This window comes from Streptomyces sp. V4I2 (assembly GCF_030817655.1).
Taxonomy (GTDB): domain Bacteria; phylum Actinomycetota; class Actinomycetes; order Streptomycetales; family Streptomycetaceae; genus Streptomyces; species Streptomyces plumbiresistens.
The window spans coordinates 10,553,969-10,568,803 of sequence record NZ_JAUSZM010000003.1 but is presented as its reverse complement, the minus strand read 5'-3'; the positions used below and the strand labels follow the sequence as shown (position 1 = coordinate 10,568,803).

Below are 14,835 nucleotides of genomic sequence, written 5' to 3'. Positions count from 1 at the left end.
CGGCCGGGACAACTCCGTCGATGGGGAGACGAGGGGAGAGGCGGAACGGACAGTTCAGTGGGCGGCGTGGGCCGCCACGGCATCCGCGATAGGGGTGGCGCCGCCGATGACCTCGACGGTCCGGCCGGTCAGCCGCGGTTCGTCGAGCAGCGCCAGCAGGACGGCGGCGACATCGGCCCGGGAGATGGGGCCCGGACCGGTCCGCTCGGCGAGCGTGACCCGGCCGGTGCCAGGGGTGTCGTCGAGCAAGCCGGGGCGGACGATCGTCGCCCGGAGCGCGGACCGGGGCCGCATCGCGCTCTCGGCCGCGAGCTTGGCCCGCAGATAGGTACGGAAGACCGGGTCGAGGCTCTCGTCATCGACAACGCGCAGATCGGCGCCCATGGCGGAGAGCAGCAGATAGCGTCCGACACCGGCACTCTCGGCGGCGTCCGCCAGCAGGATCGCCGCGCCGCGGTCCACGCTGTCCTTACGGCCCACCAAACTCCCGGAACCCGCCCCAGCGGCGAAAACCACCACGTCGGCACCCGTCAGATGCCGGGCGACCTCGTCGGCGGTGGCCTTCTCCAGATCCACGAGCCGGGCCTGGGCCCGGCCTCCTCCAACGCCTCGGCCTGGGCCGGGTTGCGGATGAGGCCGGTGACCACATCGCCGCGCCGGGACAGCAGCTGCTCCAGGAGAAGGGCGACCTTGCCGTGCCCTCCGGCGATCACGACCTTCATGATCAGGCCGGCAGACGGGTGTCGAGGACGAAGTTGACCTCGATGAGCTGGCCCGGGAAGAACAGCGAGGCGGCGCCGATGGTGGAGCTGGTGGGGCGGTGGTCACCGAAGTAGGCCAGGTTCGCCGCGGCCATCGCCATGTTGTACTTCGGCAGGTCCACGATGAACTGGGTCTCGGAGACGACCTGGTTGCGGGTGGCGCCGTAGTGGGCGAGCACCTTCTCGAAGTTGGCGTAGGACTGCTTCAGCTGGGCGTCGAAGTCGCCCGGGTAGAGGAAGTTGCCCTGCTCGTCGTGCGAGAGCTGCCCGGAGACGTAGATCGTGTCGCCGACCTTGATGGCCTGGGCGAAACCGAACTCCTCCTCGCCGGAGACGTCGTGGCTGTAGGAATCGATGGCGGTCATGGTGCTTCTCCTTGCTGATGGTGCTGTGGTTGAGGTGCGGGTGTGAGCTCAGGCGGCCGCGAGGCGGGTGACGGCGTCCGCGACGGGGGTGTCACCGGAGGTGAGTTCGACGATCACGCGGCTGAGGGCAGGCGCGTGCAGGGCGGCGTCGAGGAACGCGGCGACGTCGTCGCGGTGCACGTCGCCGTACTCGACGGCGGGACCGGCGGTGACCCGGCCGGTGCCGGGGGTGTCCAGAAGGGTTCCGGGACGGACGATCAGCCAGTCCAGATCGGTGCGCGTCAGATAGACGTCGGCGGTTTTCTTGACCTTGATGTAGTGCTCGAAGCCCTCACTACGTGTCCCGTCGCGCAGCGCCTCGGGGAACACCGAGACGAGGACGAACCGCGCCGCCCCGGCCAGCGCGGCCGCGTCGGCGGCCTTTTGAAGGCCACGGCCGTCGATCAGGGTCGTCTTGTCCTGACCGGTGCCATGTGCGCCGGCCGAGAAGACCACGGCGTCATGGCCGCGCATCTTGCCGGCCAGATCCTCGACCGAGTCGGCGATGAGATCACCGACCACCGGAGTCCCGCCGGCCGCCCGCACCGTCTCACCCTGAGCGGGCTGCCCGCGGTGCATGCCGGTCACAAGGTCACCGCGTGCGGTGAGGAGTGGAGTAAGGCGGCGGCCGACTCCTCCGGCGGCGCCGATCTGGAACACCTTCATGAGCTCGTCCCGTCTTTCGCGTGTGGGGGTGGGTGGTGCCGGCCGCCGGTCAGGCGGCGAACACCTGGGAGTCGTCGGCGAACGCCTTGAACTCCAGCGCGTTGCCGGCCGGGTCGAGGAGGAACATCGTCCACTGCTCGCCCTTCTGGCCCGCGAAACGCACGTACGGCTCGATGACGAACTCGGTGCCCGCCGCACGCAGCCGCTCGGCAAACTCCTGGAAGGCCTCGACCGTCAGAACCAGGCCGAAGTGCGGCACGGGTACGTCGTGGCCGTCGACCGGGTTGTGTATGCGCTGCGCGCGCTCCGGCGCGAGGTGCGTGACGAACTGATGGCCGTGCAGATTCCAGTCCACCCACGTGTCCGCACTGCGGCCCTGCTCCAGGCCCAGGACGTCGCCGTAGAAGCGGCGCGCGGCAGCCAGGTCGTCGACCGGCACGGCCAAATGGAAGCGGGGGATCGGGGAGTCGAGAACGGTCATGGCACTGCCCTTCCTGCCGGGGAGCGGCGCTGCCCGTGGGCCAACCCGCTCAACTTGTCCTAATGTCTACATCACGACAACATTCGAATGTTAACATTAGGGCATCAGTGGAGGAGGTGCAATTCAGGCATGAGTGATCAGGGCAAGGTGGCCCCGGCCCGCCGCCGAGGTCTGGCCGATGAGGTTGCGGACCGTATCCGCGAGGCCATCTTCAACGGGGCCTACGCCCCGGGCGAGCAGCTGCGCGAGGTGGAGCTGTCCGGCGAGATGGACGTCAGCCGCGGCCCGGTGCGCGAGGCGCTGCGGCTGCTGGAGCGCGAGGGCCTGGTGCACTGTGCGTGGCACCGGGGCACGACGGTGACGACGCTGTCCGCCGAGGACGTGGCTGAGCTCGACAGCCTGCGCGGCGCGCTGGAGGACCTCGCCGTACGGCAGGTAATCGCCCACGCCTCGGACGAGGACCTCGCCTCCATCGCGAAGACGGCCGACATGATGGAGCGGGCCGGCGATGCGCACGAGATGGTGCGCCTGGACATCGCCTTCCACGACGCGGTGTTCGCCGCCGCAGGGCACCAGCGCCTCGCCGACGCCTGGGACGGCATACGGTGCCAGGTCCACCTGTTCCTGCTGACCCGGATCAGCCGCAGCACCGTCGGCTACCTCGACTGCATCCCGCGCGAGCACCACGGACTCGTCACCGCACTGCGCGCCCGGGACACCAACACCGCCCTCGACCTCTTCGCAGCACACCGGCGCCACGCCGTCGACGTGGTCGCCGGAACCACTGCCTGAGTGTCGGCAGACGATCGAATGACGACAGGCGGCCCGGGCGTCCAATGAACACAAGTCCGACGGAGCCGGGAGGCAGGCATCCCGCCTTCACGGCCATGATCGAGTGCTTAGCGTTACTGGCTGTTCCGCTGGTCCCCAAGGCTGTCGACCGTCCGATCGAGGCCGCAGCCGCATTCGAGGGCAGCGCAGAGCCTCGGCGCGCCGCCGTCGGCAGGCATCGAGCCACCCGGCGAGCCTGCCGGGTGTCTCCTCGATGCCGGCGGCCCACAGCTTCGGCGCGGCGGGCGTGCTCATGCCGCGGCCTGGACGGTGAAGACGTCGATGGTCTTGATACCGGTGGGCAGGACCGGCTCCTGCTCCGCATAGCCGCGTACCACCACCCGGTCGCCGACCTGGAGCAGGCGCCCGAGGACCTGGTCGGCCGCGGCGCAGCGGTCGTCGCGGATCCGGGCGTGTGCCGCCTGCCCCGCCTCGTCCTGCAGCAGCAGGCGCACGTACCCGTTGGCCTGCCGGTTCGAGGCGATCGACACGGTGGCCTCGACGCGTGCTCCCTCCGGCACCCGCGACAGCGGCTTCCGTGAGACGCCGAGGGAGGCGTGGTGCTCGACGGGCAGGTTCCCGACCATCGGCACCGTACGGACGGGCACGATCTCGCCCGTCTGGTAGGCCTCGGCCAGGTGGTCGAAGTACGACGGCCGGTATCCGTCCGGCAGGTAGATCAGAGCGCAGGCGTGGTCGAGCCGCGCGTACAGGTCGTTGAGCTCACCGTCCGCAGCCCACAGGGAGTGCCACTGCTCGGTGCTGAGCTCGGCGCCCGGGATGTTCCCCAGGAGCTCGCTGGTCTGCTTCACCTCCAGGTAGCGGCGGATCGTCGCCTCCACCTCGGTGCGGGGCAGGTAGCGGGTCGCGTTCTCCCGGGCGTGCTGCTCGTCGTACCACGTGGGCAGGCGGTACGACGCGGGGTCGCTGCTGCCCGCCGGGACGAGGTCGGCCGGTATGCCGGCGTGTGTCAGGACCGAAGAGGTTCGGGTGATCATCAGGGTGCCTCCGCGAAGGGGAAGGAATCGGAGCACTTGCGCGGCAGGGCGGATGACGCCGGATCGCCTCCCGGGGATCCGGCGTCCGCCCACGTCTTGGCTCGAACTTCGGTGATCCGTGCTAGGAGCCGAGAGTGACGTCGTCGACGCCGAACTCTCCGGTGATTCCGGTCTCGCAGAACATAGCGTCGTCATGCCGCACGCCTGTCGGCCAGAGCCCCACGGTGGGGCGCTCATCGATGACGACGCACCCGCCCTCACTGAGGAAGTAGCTGAACCAGGCGAAGGGCCGCTCGCCGCGGTCCATGTCGGGGTCGACCACGCCCGGGACGGCGCTGTAGGGGTAGATGGCCATGGCGCCCGGGACGGTCTGGCCCTCCTGGTCGACGCCCGGGCCGAACGTTCCCATGGACACGTCGATGCGCATGCAGGCGGTGCAGTAGCAGTGCGGACGGACAAGCTGTCCGCGGTGGCCCTGCACCGACCACAGGGGCCAGTGACTGGTCCGGGGCATCCAGCCGAGGCGCTTCTGCTCACGCACCCTCTTGGCGCACGCCTGGCAGTTCTTCGGGATCCGCCCGTGGGCCTCGATCAACCGCTCGTACGCGGCCCGGGTGTCGGGCATCCAGAAGTCAGCGAGGTCGCCCCCGAGCCCGGAGCCCCAGTCGGGCTTGCCCTTGTGTGCGAGGGGCAGCATGGCCGGCGTTTCGGAGGCCTCCAGGGCGAGCGGCAGCAGCGCCGCCGTGTCGGCGTCGGCAGGCCACAGCCCGCCGGGCAGGCTGGCCACGATGCGCGCCGCAGCCGAGGCCGCGTCCGGGCGGGTCAGGTACGGGAAGCGGCTCGCGCGGTGCCCGTCGGGCGTGGAGATGTTCCAGCACTGGACGCTGCTGCCTTCGTAGGCGGGGTGCTGGCTCCGCTCGTTCGGTGCGCCGTCCAGCGGGCGGGACCAGCCGGTGTGCACGACCAGGCCGCCCGGCTGGAGGTAGCCGGTGCCCGTCTCCACCTTCAGGTCGTCCCCCAGAGCCGGGGCGAACTCGATCTCGCGCGCCCCGGCTGCCTGGCCATGTTCCCGGGCCGCTGCTCGGCTGAGCGGTAAGATGCTGGATGAGCCGGCCGCTCGCCGGAGGTGTCGACCGGGAAGCCGCGCACCGCATCGGAGTCACGAGCCGCGAGATTGCGAGGTGGCGATCGTGTCGGAACATGCGCAACCCTTGTTCGGCCGGGAGCCGGACATCGATGACCTCCACGCGTTCGTCGACGAGGCCCTGACCAAGGGTGGTACTTGCGTTCTCCATGGGGATGCCGGTGTCGGGAAGACGCGACTCCTGACGCTGTGCTCGGAGGTCGCGACGGACCGCGGTGCCCGGGTTCTTTCGGCATCTGGCGTCCAGTTCGAGGCGGATCTGAGCTTCGGTGTGCTGCATCAGCTTCTTCGCCCGATCCTCACGGAGGTGGAGGCCCTCGACGCGTCATCCGCGGCCGCGCTCAGGTCCGCGCTCGACCTCGGGGCGGGGGCAGGGACGACGGACCCGGTCGCCGTCTGCACAGCCGCACTCGCCCTCCTCGTACTCGCCGCTCGACAGGGACCCGTGTTACTCGTGGTGGATGACCTCCAATGGCTGGACACGTCCACTGCATCGGTCCTCGCGTTCATCGCCCGCCGGCTCGCGGGGCACCGCATCGGTTTCGTCGGCGCCCTCCGCCTGGGTGAGGCGGCGCGATTCGACAGTCATGGACTGAGGTCACTGAGCGTGCATCCCCTCGTCCGAGAAGATGCACAGCAACTCCTCCTGCGCCAGTTTCCGATGCTTGCTCCGCGCACGCGCCAACGAATCGTGGACCGGGCTGCTGGGTACCCGCTCGCGCTGGTCGAATGGGGAGCGTCGCTGGCTCGTCTTCCCGAGGCCGAGTCCGACGCGGCGGCGGCTGCGCTGTCCCTACCGCGGCGGCTGGAGGAGTCCTTCGCCGCCCGCATCGATGCACTTCCGGCCCAGACTCGTCGCGCGCTGCTGATGTTGGCGCTGGACGGTCGCCGGGACCTGCGGGAGCTGCTTGCTGTCGGTCTCTCGATCGAGGACCTGGCACCGGCGGAGGCGGTGGGGGCGCTGGTGATCGATGATGCGACCGGCATAGTCGACTTCCGGCACCCACTGATGCGTTCGGCTCTCGTGGGATCGTCGACGAGCTTGGAGAGGAGAGCGATTCACCGCGCGCTCGCGGCCGCCCTGGCGGACCGACCGGACCGCCGTGCATGGCATCTCTCCAGCGCCGCAGTGGGCCCCGACGAACATGTGGCACGACTTCTCGAGCAGCTCGCCCAACGGTCGTTCGCCCGCGGAGACGCTGTCGGCGCCAGCACGGCCATAATTCGAGCTGCCTACCTGAGCCCCCGCGATGAAGACAAGTCGCGCAGGCTTGCTGAGGCGGCCTATCTCGGCTCTGATGTCACCGGCGAGTTCTCCCAGGCGTCCCAGCTGCTCGCGGACTCGCACATCGGCCTCGGCGGGGGACCCGGGTCGCTGTATGCGGTGGCCGCTCGCGCACAGATTTCAGTCAACGGAGACGGCGACTACCACACGGCGCTGAAATTCGTTGAGAGTGCCGTCGCCGCTGGTGGCCACGGCTGGAGCGCCGAGAACCATGAACTCATCGACACGTTCCGGAGCTGGCTAATGCTTTGCTCGTACGCCGGCGATGCGGACCTGTGGCGGGGCTACTTCAACTGCCTGCAGCGGTTGACCCCTGAGGTGCCCGCCGCCCTGCGGGCCGAGAGCCAGGCGATCGGTGATCCGGCTCGGACGGGCGCAGCGGCGCGGCCGACGCTGATCTCCTTGGGCGAGCGTCACGATATCCTCGAACCTGCGGTTGTCCTGTCGCTCACCCTCGCAGCCATGTACCTGGATCTGGTCGAGGTGTATAGCACGAGCGCCTGGCGATTCGTGCAGGAGGGGCGCAACGAGGGACCAGCCCGACCGTACGCCCGTTCGCTAGCACACCTCGGCATTGACGAGTTCCTGCACGGCAACTGGCGGGAGGCCCAGACGCTCGCGGACGAGGGGGCCAGCGTCTGCGATGAGTACGACTACATGAACGGCGCCTGGTACTTCGCCTATATCCACGCGCTGCTCGCCGCTGGGCGTGGCAACACGGGCCGTGCCAGGCAGCTCGTCGGCGAGATCGGCAATGCGTGCGCTCCCCGTCGGAGCTGGGGTGCGCAGAGGTTCTCCCACCAGCCACTCACCTTGGCGGCCGTGGCCGACGGCAACTGGGAAGAGGCGTACCAGGTGGCCTGCCAGCTCAGTCCGCCTGGAGAGTTCGCACCCTTCGTTCCTCAGGCCCTCTGGGTCGCCTTCGACGTTGTCGAGGCCGCGCTCAGGACGGGGCGCGACGCTGACGCACGCAGGCACGCGAGCGCGATGACCGCAGCGAATCTTCCACTCATATCGGATCGCCTGGCTCTGCATACGGCAGGAGCGACGGCGATGGTGAATGACGGTGAACACTGGCGAGCTGCCTTCGAGGCTGCGTTGCAGACACCAAACGCTGGAAGCTGGCCGTTCGATCTGGCCCGCATCCAACTGGCTTACGGCGAGCGTCTCCGCCGGGTACTCGATACGACGCGCGCCAAGGAGGTCCTTCACGCGGCGCTCCAGACCTTTGATCGGCTCGGAGCATTGCCCTGGACGGAACGGGTCAGCGAGGAGCTTCGTGCCGCTGGGGACCCACAGTTTCGCCCAACGCGAGCGGTGCCAGCGGCGCTTCTCCTCACGCCTCAAGAGCTGGCCATCGTTGAGATGGCAGCGGCCGGCCTCAGCAACAAGGAGATCGGCAGTCGACTGTTCCTCTCGCCGCGCACGGTCAGTGGACACCTTTACAAAGCCTTTCCCAAGCTCGGCGTCACCAGCCGTGCAGCGTTGCGGGACGCGCTTGCCGAACCAACGGACACGTAAGGCCACCGACCAACAGGACCGCGGCTCGGACTAAGCTTGGTGTTTAACCTCGGCCGTTCACCTGACCCGCTGATCTTGGTTCATTCCCGGGACAGCAGGGCGGCCGTTCTTCACGCTTCGAGGTGTCGAGCAACGTCGCGTGAAGGAACGGCCGCTGGTGAAAAGTCTCGCCGCTGAACAGACCGCTGACGCCGCGTTGGGCGTCCTGTCCCACTTTCGTGTCCAGTTCTACGACTGCCTCTACACCCGGGCGGATGCGCTCTTCGAGCTCACCGACGCGGTGCTGTGCTCGGACGGCCCGGTGACGTCGCTGGTCGAGTTGACGCTCACGGCCGAGCACCGGCGCGGGCACGGGGCGATGTACGACGCGGTCAATCACGGCTGGCTGGAGCCGCGCCGCCTGCGCAGGCTGCTGGCCTCCACGCCACTGCCGCGTGCCGCCGACGGGCGGATCGTGCTCGCGGTGGACGTGAGCAACTGGCTGCGACCCGACGCCCCCACCAGCCCGGAGCTGCTGTTCTGCCACGTCTACGGACGAGGCCGCAGCGCGGATCAGTTCATCCCCGGCTGGCCCTACTCCTTCGTCGCCGCGCTGGAGACGGGACGCACGTCCTGGACGGCCGTGCTGGACGCGATCCGGCTCGGGCCGGCCGACGACGCCACCGCGGTGACCGCCACCCAGCTGCGGGATGTGGTCACCCGGCTGGTGCACGCCGGGCAGTGGCGGCCGGGCGACGCGGACATCCTCGTCGTGATGGACACCGGCTACGACGTCACCCGCCTCGCCTACGTCCTGGCCGACCTGCCCGTAGAGCTGGTCGGCCGGCTCCGCTCGGACCGCGTCATGCTCCGGGACGCCGGCCCACGCCGTTCAACCCCACGTGGCGGACAGCCCCGCAAGCACGGCGGCGTCCTCACCTTCTCCAAGCCGGAGTCCTGGCACACCCCCGACCAGGCCACGACGTGCGACACCACCCGCTACGGCACGGCCGAAGCCTTCGCCTGGGACCGGATGCACCCCCGCTTGCAGGCCCGTGGCCCCTGGCTCGACCACTGCGGTCTCCAAGCCCGGACCCGGACGCCCACCCGGCTCGAAGAACCGCAGGCCAGCCCCACGTCACGAGCCCGGGAAAACCGTGAAACGAATCGAAACCCTCACCGAACACGTCCGCCTGAAACAGCAGCAAGGTTAATGATCAAGCTAAGGGAGCGCCTCCGTCTCCCGCTCCGATACCTGTCGATACTCCTGACCTGCTAAAGGCATAGCGAACGGGTCAGATGACTGATGTCGGCATCGGGTTGAGCGTCGAGACTCGGGATAGACACCGCCGAGCGAGGAGGAACGATGAGTCATCAGATACCCGATGAAGTATGTGGTCATCACAGGGAGCAGCGCCGTGGTCGCGTTGCTGGGTTCGCGATCATCCTGGAGGAACAACGATGAGCAACAGTCAAGAGGCAAGCGATCAGCCGCGCATCGGCCTGATCACCGGAGGCAGCAGGGGTATCGGGAAGGCGACGGCGCTCGACCTGGCCAGGGCCGGTGGAGACGTCATCATTACCTACAGGGACAACCGTGACGAGGCGGAAACGACGGTTAAGGAAGTCGCTGACCTCGGCCGTCGGGCGGTTCCGCTGGCCCTCGAGCTAGGCGACGCCCGGACCTTCGAGGCCTTCGCTGACGCGGTGGCGGCGACTCTGCAGGAGACCTGGGGGCGCGACACCTTCGACTATCTGGTCAACAACGCCGGCAGCCAGCGGGCGGGCTCGCTGACCACAGCGACGGAGGAGGACTTCGACGCGCTCGTCGGCGTGCAGTTCAAGGGTTTGTTCTTCCTGACCCAGAAGGTCGCGCCATTGATCGCCGACAACGGCTCCGTCGTCAACATCTCGAGCGGAATGACCCGCTTCTACGTGCCCGAGCGAGTGCTTTACTCGGCTACCAAGGGAGCGGTCGAGGTCCTCACTCGCTACCTGGCGCAGGAATTGGGCGGGCGCGGGATTCGCGTCAACACGATCGCGCCGGGCGCTACAGCGACGGACTTCAGCGGCGGCCTCCTGCGCGACAACCCGGCGGTCCAGCAGGTGGTCGCGTCGATGACGGCCCTCGGGCGGCATGGCGTGGCCGAGGACATCAGCGGCGCCATCGTCGCGCTGCTGGACGACGCGAACCGCTGGGTGACCGGTCAAAGGATCGAAGTTGCCGGCGGCGTACATCTCTGAGAGAGCGGTTCGTGAGGTGATGTCCGTTTCTGGCTGAGGTTGGGGCAAGGCTGCTGGTGGAGGTTGCGTCGGCTATGGCTTCCTGGCGAAATTGCCGGTGTCGGCCTCGGTGAGGATGCCGAGTTGAAGGTCGCGCTCTTCTGCGGCAGGTCGTGCGGGAGATAGGCCCACTGGCAGCCGGTCCGGCCCTGGTAGAGGATCGCGTTCACGATCTTCCGCATGTCGTAGGCGCCCTGGTGACCGCTGACCGAGCGGTGCCGGTCCTTCCACGCGGTGATCACCGGCTCGATCAACGCCCACTGCTCGTCCGATAAGTCACTCGGGCACGGCTTGCGTTCACTCACCCGGTCACATCACCAGATCAACAAGCGCGGACCGGCAGATTCCGCCCCGTCGCCACAACCATCAGGCGACGGCAGATCAACTCAAAGGCTCACGAACCGCCCACTGAAACCAAGGAGCGTGCTATGACAGACTTGCACAACAAGGTGGCGCTGGTCACCGGGTCCGGTCGGGGTATCGGACGAGCGATCGCGCAGCGCTATGCGCACCTCGGCGCCAGCGTGGTGATCAACTACGCGACCAACCAAGCGGCCGCCGCCGAGACTGCCAAGGCCATCGAGGCGATGGGCGGGCGTGCCCTACCGCTTCGTGCGGACGTATCACGCCTCCGAGAGCAGGAGGAAATGTTCTCGAGGGCGCTCGAGACGTTCGGGCGGCTCGACATCGTCGTGGCAAATGCCGGAGTCGAGGTCGTCGGCCAACCCGTCCTCGACGTCACCGAGGCGGACTTCGACCGCGTCTTCGCCATCAATGCCAAGGGCACCTTCTTCACGCTGCAGCTCGCGGCCAAGCACGTTGCCGACAATGGCCGAATCATCTACGTCGGGACCAGCAACTCCACATTCCCGACACCGGGCCACGGTCTCTACGGAGGAAGCAAGGCTCCGGGCGAGTTCCTGGTCCAGGTCCTTTCGAAGGAAATCGGCAACCGCGGCGTGACCGTCAACACGCTGCTGCCTACGGCGACGGACGGTGCAGGTCTCTACGCCGACTCGGTCAGCGAGGCCATGCAGGAGTTCGTCCGCTCGCAGCGCCCAATCCGGCGAATGGGAACCGTCGATGACGCCGCCGACGTGGCCGAGTTCCTGGCCGGGGAATTGGCCGGCTTCATCAGCGGCCAACGCCTGCTCGTCAGTGGTGGCGCTCCGGCATGAAGCCTCCGGGCAATGAGTGTCGCCGTGTCTGAGAGCTGGCCATACCTTCGGGCGCGTGCGGAGGCCGCGACTCCCGTCACGTTCGTCGAGCTGTTCTTCGACCTGGTCTATGTCTTCGCTATCACCCAGTTCTCCCAGTTGCTGCTCGACGACCTCTCCTGGCACGGCGCGTTCCGGGTTGGCCTGCTACTCGTCGCGATGTGGCAGGCCTGGATGTACGTCACCTGGATGACGAACTGGCTTGATCCGGAGTCAATGCCGGTCCGCGTCGTGCTGCTCGGCACTATGCTGGCTGCGCTCGTCGTCTCAGCGAGCATTCCAGCGGCGTTCGACTCCCGCGGGCTGTGGTTCGCGGGTGGGTACGTCGTCATGCAGGTGGGACGGACAGTCGCGATCCTCTGCCTGGTGCGCCGGCATCCCAGTCTCGGCGTAATCTTTCTCAAAGTCACGATCTGGCTCGCCGCTTCCGGCGTGCTGTGGGTAGCCGGCGGCTTCGCCGAGGGCAGGGACCGTGAGCTGTTCTGGATGGCTGCGGTCACAGTGGACAACCTGGCGCCGATCTCGGGCTTTTGGGTCCCGAGGCTCGGCAAGACGGCCCCCGTCGACCAGGCGATCACCGGCTCGCACATGGCTCAGCGCTGCCATCTCTTCGTGATGATCGCGCTCGGAGAGACGGTCATCGCCATCGGGGTCGCCTTCGCTGGGCGCGAGCCGACTGGTACCGCGCTTGCCGCGCTCGTCCTGGCGTTCCTGGAGTGCGTGGCGCTGTGGTGGATCTACTTCGACCGCGCTGCTCGCTCCGGAGCGCAGGTCATTTCCCGCTCCGACGATCCCGCACGGCTCGGCCGCTCGGCATACAACTTCCTTCACATCCCGATGGTGGCGGGCATCATCGCGGTCGCGGTGGCGGACGACGTCGTGATCGCCCACTCCACCGAGCAGCTGTCGGCGCCGGCCGTCCTCACGATTGTCGTAGGACCGGCGCTCTTCCTCGCCGGCGACCTGTTCTTCAAGCGGGCGCTCTTCGGCAGCGTGTCCCGGCCGCGCGTGGGCGCGCTCGCAGTCCTTGCCCTATTTGCCGCGACGCAGCAGTGGTTCTCGCCTCTGGTCCTCTTCGGGCTTACCACTGCCGTCGTACTCGTCGTCGCGGCGGTCGACACCGTCGAAGGACTGTCGGGTGATGTCGGACTGACGGTTCGTTGACCGCATGGACCTGGTGCATACGTGGGATACGAACCGGTGAATCATGGAGCCTTGATGGCACGGCCTGCGTAGCGTGCCCAAGGTTCAGCTGCCTTGTCTGCGTGGAGGAACGCCACCTGGGTGCTGTAGCCGAGAGCTTGGAAGACGGTTCCGCGATCAACAGCCAGACCTTCCGGCGCCCGGTCCAGGGAGTCCCTCCAAAGGAGCCGCACCCGTTCCCGATGGTGGCCTTCGACGTGCCGAGCGACACCCACTTCGCCGCCCTCAAGGAGCTGTTGGTCCGCGGCCGGGACGACGGCTGGTGGCACTTCGAGGTCGGCAGTGCGACCGACGAGTTCTGGAACGCGTAGGTCGCGCGGAGCGGCGCGTGCGCTCCAGAGTGCTCGTCAGGCGTCGCGTGCCGCGCGTGCCCAGGCGGTGTAGTCGCGGACGACGTGTTCGTTCATCGCTTCCTCGTGTCGGCGGCATCGCCGGCCCCGGCTCCTTCGCGCTCCTGGAGGAGCTCGGTCTCAAGATCGGCGATGCGCTTGTCGAGGAAGCGGTTGTTGTCCCGGGCGGCCTTGAGGCGGTCCTCGAGGGTCTTGTTGTCCTGCCGGACCTTAATCTTGAGGCTGTGGTTCTCGCTGACGATTCGCTGGACGGCGTCGGCCGGCAAACTGCTCTCGAGGTCCCGGATGCGGCCCAGCAGGGTGGCGATCTGGGCCCGCTGCGCGCGGACCTCCAGGTTGGCCGCCTTGATGATCTCCTCGGCGTTGAGGGCCCGCTCGCGCCAGGTCGCTTCGGCGTGGGCGGCCTTCTCCGTCCGGTCCTTGACCGTCTGGCCCGCAGCCGACTCGGCCGCGTCCTCCACGAGCCGTCGCGCTTCGCCGTTGTGGTAGAGGAACGTGCGTGAGACGTCCGCCCGGCGGGCGACCGCGGCGAAGGTCACCCGGGATCGTTCGCGGCGCATCTGCCCGAGGACGTCGCGGATCCGGTCGAGCATGAGGGCGGCGGCTTGCCGGCGGGCCGCGACCGCGGCGGCGGTCCGGGGCTCGGTCTGCGTGGTCACGAGACCTCCCCAAGGTCCAGCGCGTCCAGCTCGGTGTCGTCGGCGTCATTGAGCTTCGCGAGGTCGGAGGCTCGGAAGGCGGTGCTCCAGACGCGCTCGAAGTAGTCCTGGGGCCGTCGCAGGTCCAAGGAGAGCGCTTCTTCGAGCAGGTCCGTGCCGGCCAGCGCCCGCTCCAGGCCGGCGATGGCGCGGGCGGTCGGCTCGAAGACGCGGTGAAGGTAGTCGGCCGTGGCGTCGTCGGGAGCCCGTTCGGCGAGCGAGCTCCACTGCTGCTGCTTGCGCCGCCAGTAGACGAGGTCGGCGCCGGAGAGCACGAACTTGTCGCAGTTCTCGCAGTCCAGGTTCCAGGGGCAAGGCCCCGCCGTCGACGACGGGCTGGAAAGTGCAGAAGCCGCCCTCGGCCGGGGTGCTGCGGCGGCTGAAGTGTCCCCGGCAACGCAGCGAGCACGCCCCAGCCAGCCGCCGCCGGTACCGGTGAGGGGATGGCCAGCCGGGCACGCCGACCGCCACGGTTCATCGGGCGGCACGGAGAACCGGTACGCGGGACGCGATATGAGCGCGCCCGCGCCGCAGCCCCACAAGGCGGCCGCCGTGATGATCAGCACTGTCTCCACCGGACGGAGCTTAGGGTCTCGCCGATGCCGGGCTAGGACGGCACTACCGAGAGATCCACTGTGTCGCTACCAGCCCTGCACCGCGGACGCGGACGCGCCGGGCTGCGGGCCGAACCGGCTGGCGAACTCTTCGCGGACCCCGGGCGCGCTGAGGAAGAGGGCACTGCCTTCGAGGAACCGCGCCTTGTCGAGCTCCTGATCCAGGACGCGTCGGGCGTACACCGTCGGATCCTCATGCCGGTCGCGCGCCGCGCGCACAAGCTGCTCGTACTGTTCCTCATCGAGCTCAACGCGAAGTTCCCTGACCATGTCCTCCACGGTAGCCGGGTAATGTCGCCGGAGTTGAGCTCGGCTGCTTCGGTGTCCTGCGCTGACTGCGCAGCACGGGCCAGGTCCACCGAGCGAGCAACCACCGATTCGCCGTGGAGTACGCAGCGCC

14 protein-coding genes and 3 pseudogenes are annotated in these 14,835 nt (G+C 68.4%); 7 read left to right on the top strand and 10 right to left on the bottom strand.

The features are described from left to right. Positions 1–54: 54 nt before the first annotated feature. From QFZ76_RS49715 to QFZ76_RS49700, 4 genes and pseudogenes are all read right to left on the bottom strand, one after another. A pseudogene (locus tag QFZ76_RS49715) lies at positions 55–722 on the bottom strand (SDR family oxidoreductase). A gap of 2 nt (positions 723–724) precedes the next feature. Beyond that, complete coding sequence (locus QFZ76_RS49710) at positions 725–1,126, bottom strand: RidA family protein (RefSeq protein ID WP_307679842.1); 402 nt, start codon at positions 1,124–1,126, stop codon at positions 725–727. Between the two features lie 48 nt (positions 1,127–1,174). Further along, complete coding sequence (locus tag QFZ76_RS49705; RefSeq protein WP_307679841.1) at positions 1,175–1,831, bottom strand: NAD(P)H-binding protein; 657 nt, start codon at positions 1,829–1,831, stop codon at positions 1,175–1,177. Between the two features lie 49 nt (positions 1,832–1,880). After that, positions 1,881–2,312 carry a VOC family protein gene (locus QFZ76_RS49700; protein WP_059211329.1) on the bottom strand — a complete coding sequence of 144 codons (432 nt, stop codon included), beginning with the start codon at positions 2,310–2,312 and terminating at the stop codon, positions 1,881–1,883. A 129-nt stretch (positions 2,313–2,441) separates the two neighbouring features. On the opposite strand from QFZ76_RS49700, the gene QFZ76_RS49695 reads away from it, so the two are divergent. Then, positions 2,442–3,104 (top strand): GntR family transcriptional regulator, encoded by a 663-nt coding sequence (locus QFZ76_RS49695; RefSeq protein WP_307679840.1) that lies wholly within the window; start codon positions 2,442–2,444, stop codon positions 3,102–3,104. A gap of 290 nt (positions 3,105–3,394) precedes the next feature. On the opposite strand, the gene QFZ76_RS49690 is transcribed toward QFZ76_RS49695, so the two are convergent. Next, positions 3,395–4,141, bottom strand: a complete 747-nt coding sequence (locus QFZ76_RS49690) for a hypothetical protein (RefSeq protein ID WP_307679839.1) — start codon at positions 4,139–4,141, stop codon at positions 3,395–3,397. Positions 4,142–4,262: 121 nt separating this feature from the next. Next, positions 4,263–5,144, bottom strand: coding sequence for a hypothetical protein (locus tag QFZ76_RS49685; RefSeq protein ID WP_307679838.1), 882 nt, complete (start codon positions 5,142–5,144; stop codon positions 4,263–4,265). Between the two features lie 187 nt (positions 5,145–5,331). Here QFZ76_RS49685 and QFZ76_RS49680 point away from each other — a divergent pair, with 187 nt between their 5' ends. From QFZ76_RS49680 to QFZ76_RS49670, 3 genes and pseudogenes are all read left to right on the top strand, one after another. Then, positions 5,332–8,091 carry a LuxR family transcriptional regulator gene (locus QFZ76_RS49680; RefSeq protein ID WP_307679837.1) on the top strand — a complete coding sequence of 920 codons (2,760 nt, stop codon included), beginning with the start codon at positions 5,332–5,334 and terminating at the stop codon, positions 8,089–8,091. Positions 8,092–8,287: 196 nt separating this feature from the next. Beyond that, positions 8,288–9,151: pseudogene (locus QFZ76_RS49675) on the top strand (transposase); the annotation flags it as partial. Positions 9,152–9,531: 380 nt separating this feature from the next. Further along, positions 9,532–10,314 carry an SDR family NAD(P)-dependent oxidoreductase gene (locus tag QFZ76_RS49670; RefSeq protein ID WP_307679836.1) on the top strand — a complete coding sequence of 261 codons (783 nt, stop codon included), beginning with the start codon at positions 9,532–9,534 and terminating at the stop codon, positions 10,312–10,314. Between the two features lie 125 nt (positions 10,315–10,439). Here QFZ76_RS49670 and QFZ76_RS49665 read toward each other — a convergent pair. Further along, positions 10,440–10,658 (bottom strand): annotated as a pseudogene (locus tag QFZ76_RS49665) (transposase); the annotation flags it as partial. A 123-nt stretch (positions 10,659–10,781) separates the two neighbouring features. On the opposite strand from QFZ76_RS49665, the gene QFZ76_RS49660 reads away from it, so the two are divergent. From QFZ76_RS49660 to QFZ76_RS49650, 3 genes are all read left to right on the top strand, one after another. Further along, on the top strand, positions 10,782–11,531 hold the full coding sequence (locus QFZ76_RS49660; RefSeq protein WP_307679835.1) for an SDR family oxidoreductase: 750 nt from the start codon (positions 10,782–10,784) through the stop codon (positions 11,529–11,531). A 12-nt stretch (positions 11,532–11,543) separates the two neighbouring features. Next, positions 11,544–12,734 (top strand): low temperature requirement protein A, encoded by a 1,191-nt coding sequence (locus tag QFZ76_RS49655; protein ID WP_307679834.1) that lies wholly within the window; start codon positions 11,544–11,546, stop codon positions 12,732–12,734. A 101-nt stretch (positions 12,735–12,835) separates the two neighbouring features. Beyond that, a complete protein-coding gene (locus QFZ76_RS49650) occupies positions 12,836–13,084 on the top strand; it encodes a DUF4265 domain-containing protein (protein ID WP_307679833.1) in 249 nt (82 codons plus the stop codon). 92 nt (positions 13,085–13,176) lie between these two features. Here the strand turns inward: QFZ76_RS49650 and QFZ76_RS49645 are convergent, their stop codons facing one another. The 3 genes from QFZ76_RS49645 to QFZ76_RS49635 all read right to left on the bottom strand — a co-directional run bounded on the left by QFZ76_RS49645 (position 13,177) and on the right by QFZ76_RS49635 (position 14,714). After that, a complete protein-coding gene (locus QFZ76_RS49645) occupies positions 13,177–13,782 on the bottom strand; it encodes a DUF6262 family protein (protein ID WP_307679832.1) in 606 nt (201 codons plus the stop codon). Next, on the bottom strand, positions 13,779–14,396 hold the full coding sequence (locus QFZ76_RS49640) for a hypothetical protein (RefSeq protein WP_307679831.1): 618 nt from the start codon (positions 14,394–14,396) through the stop codon (positions 13,779–13,781). The genes QFZ76_RS49645 and QFZ76_RS49640 overlap by 4 nt, the downstream gene beginning before the upstream one ends. A gap of 66 nt (positions 14,397–14,462) precedes the next feature. After that, entirely contained in the window at positions 14,463–14,714 is a 252-nt protein-coding gene (locus QFZ76_RS49635; RefSeq protein WP_307679830.1) for a hypothetical protein, read from the bottom strand. Positions 14,715–14,835: the final 121 nt, after the last annotated feature.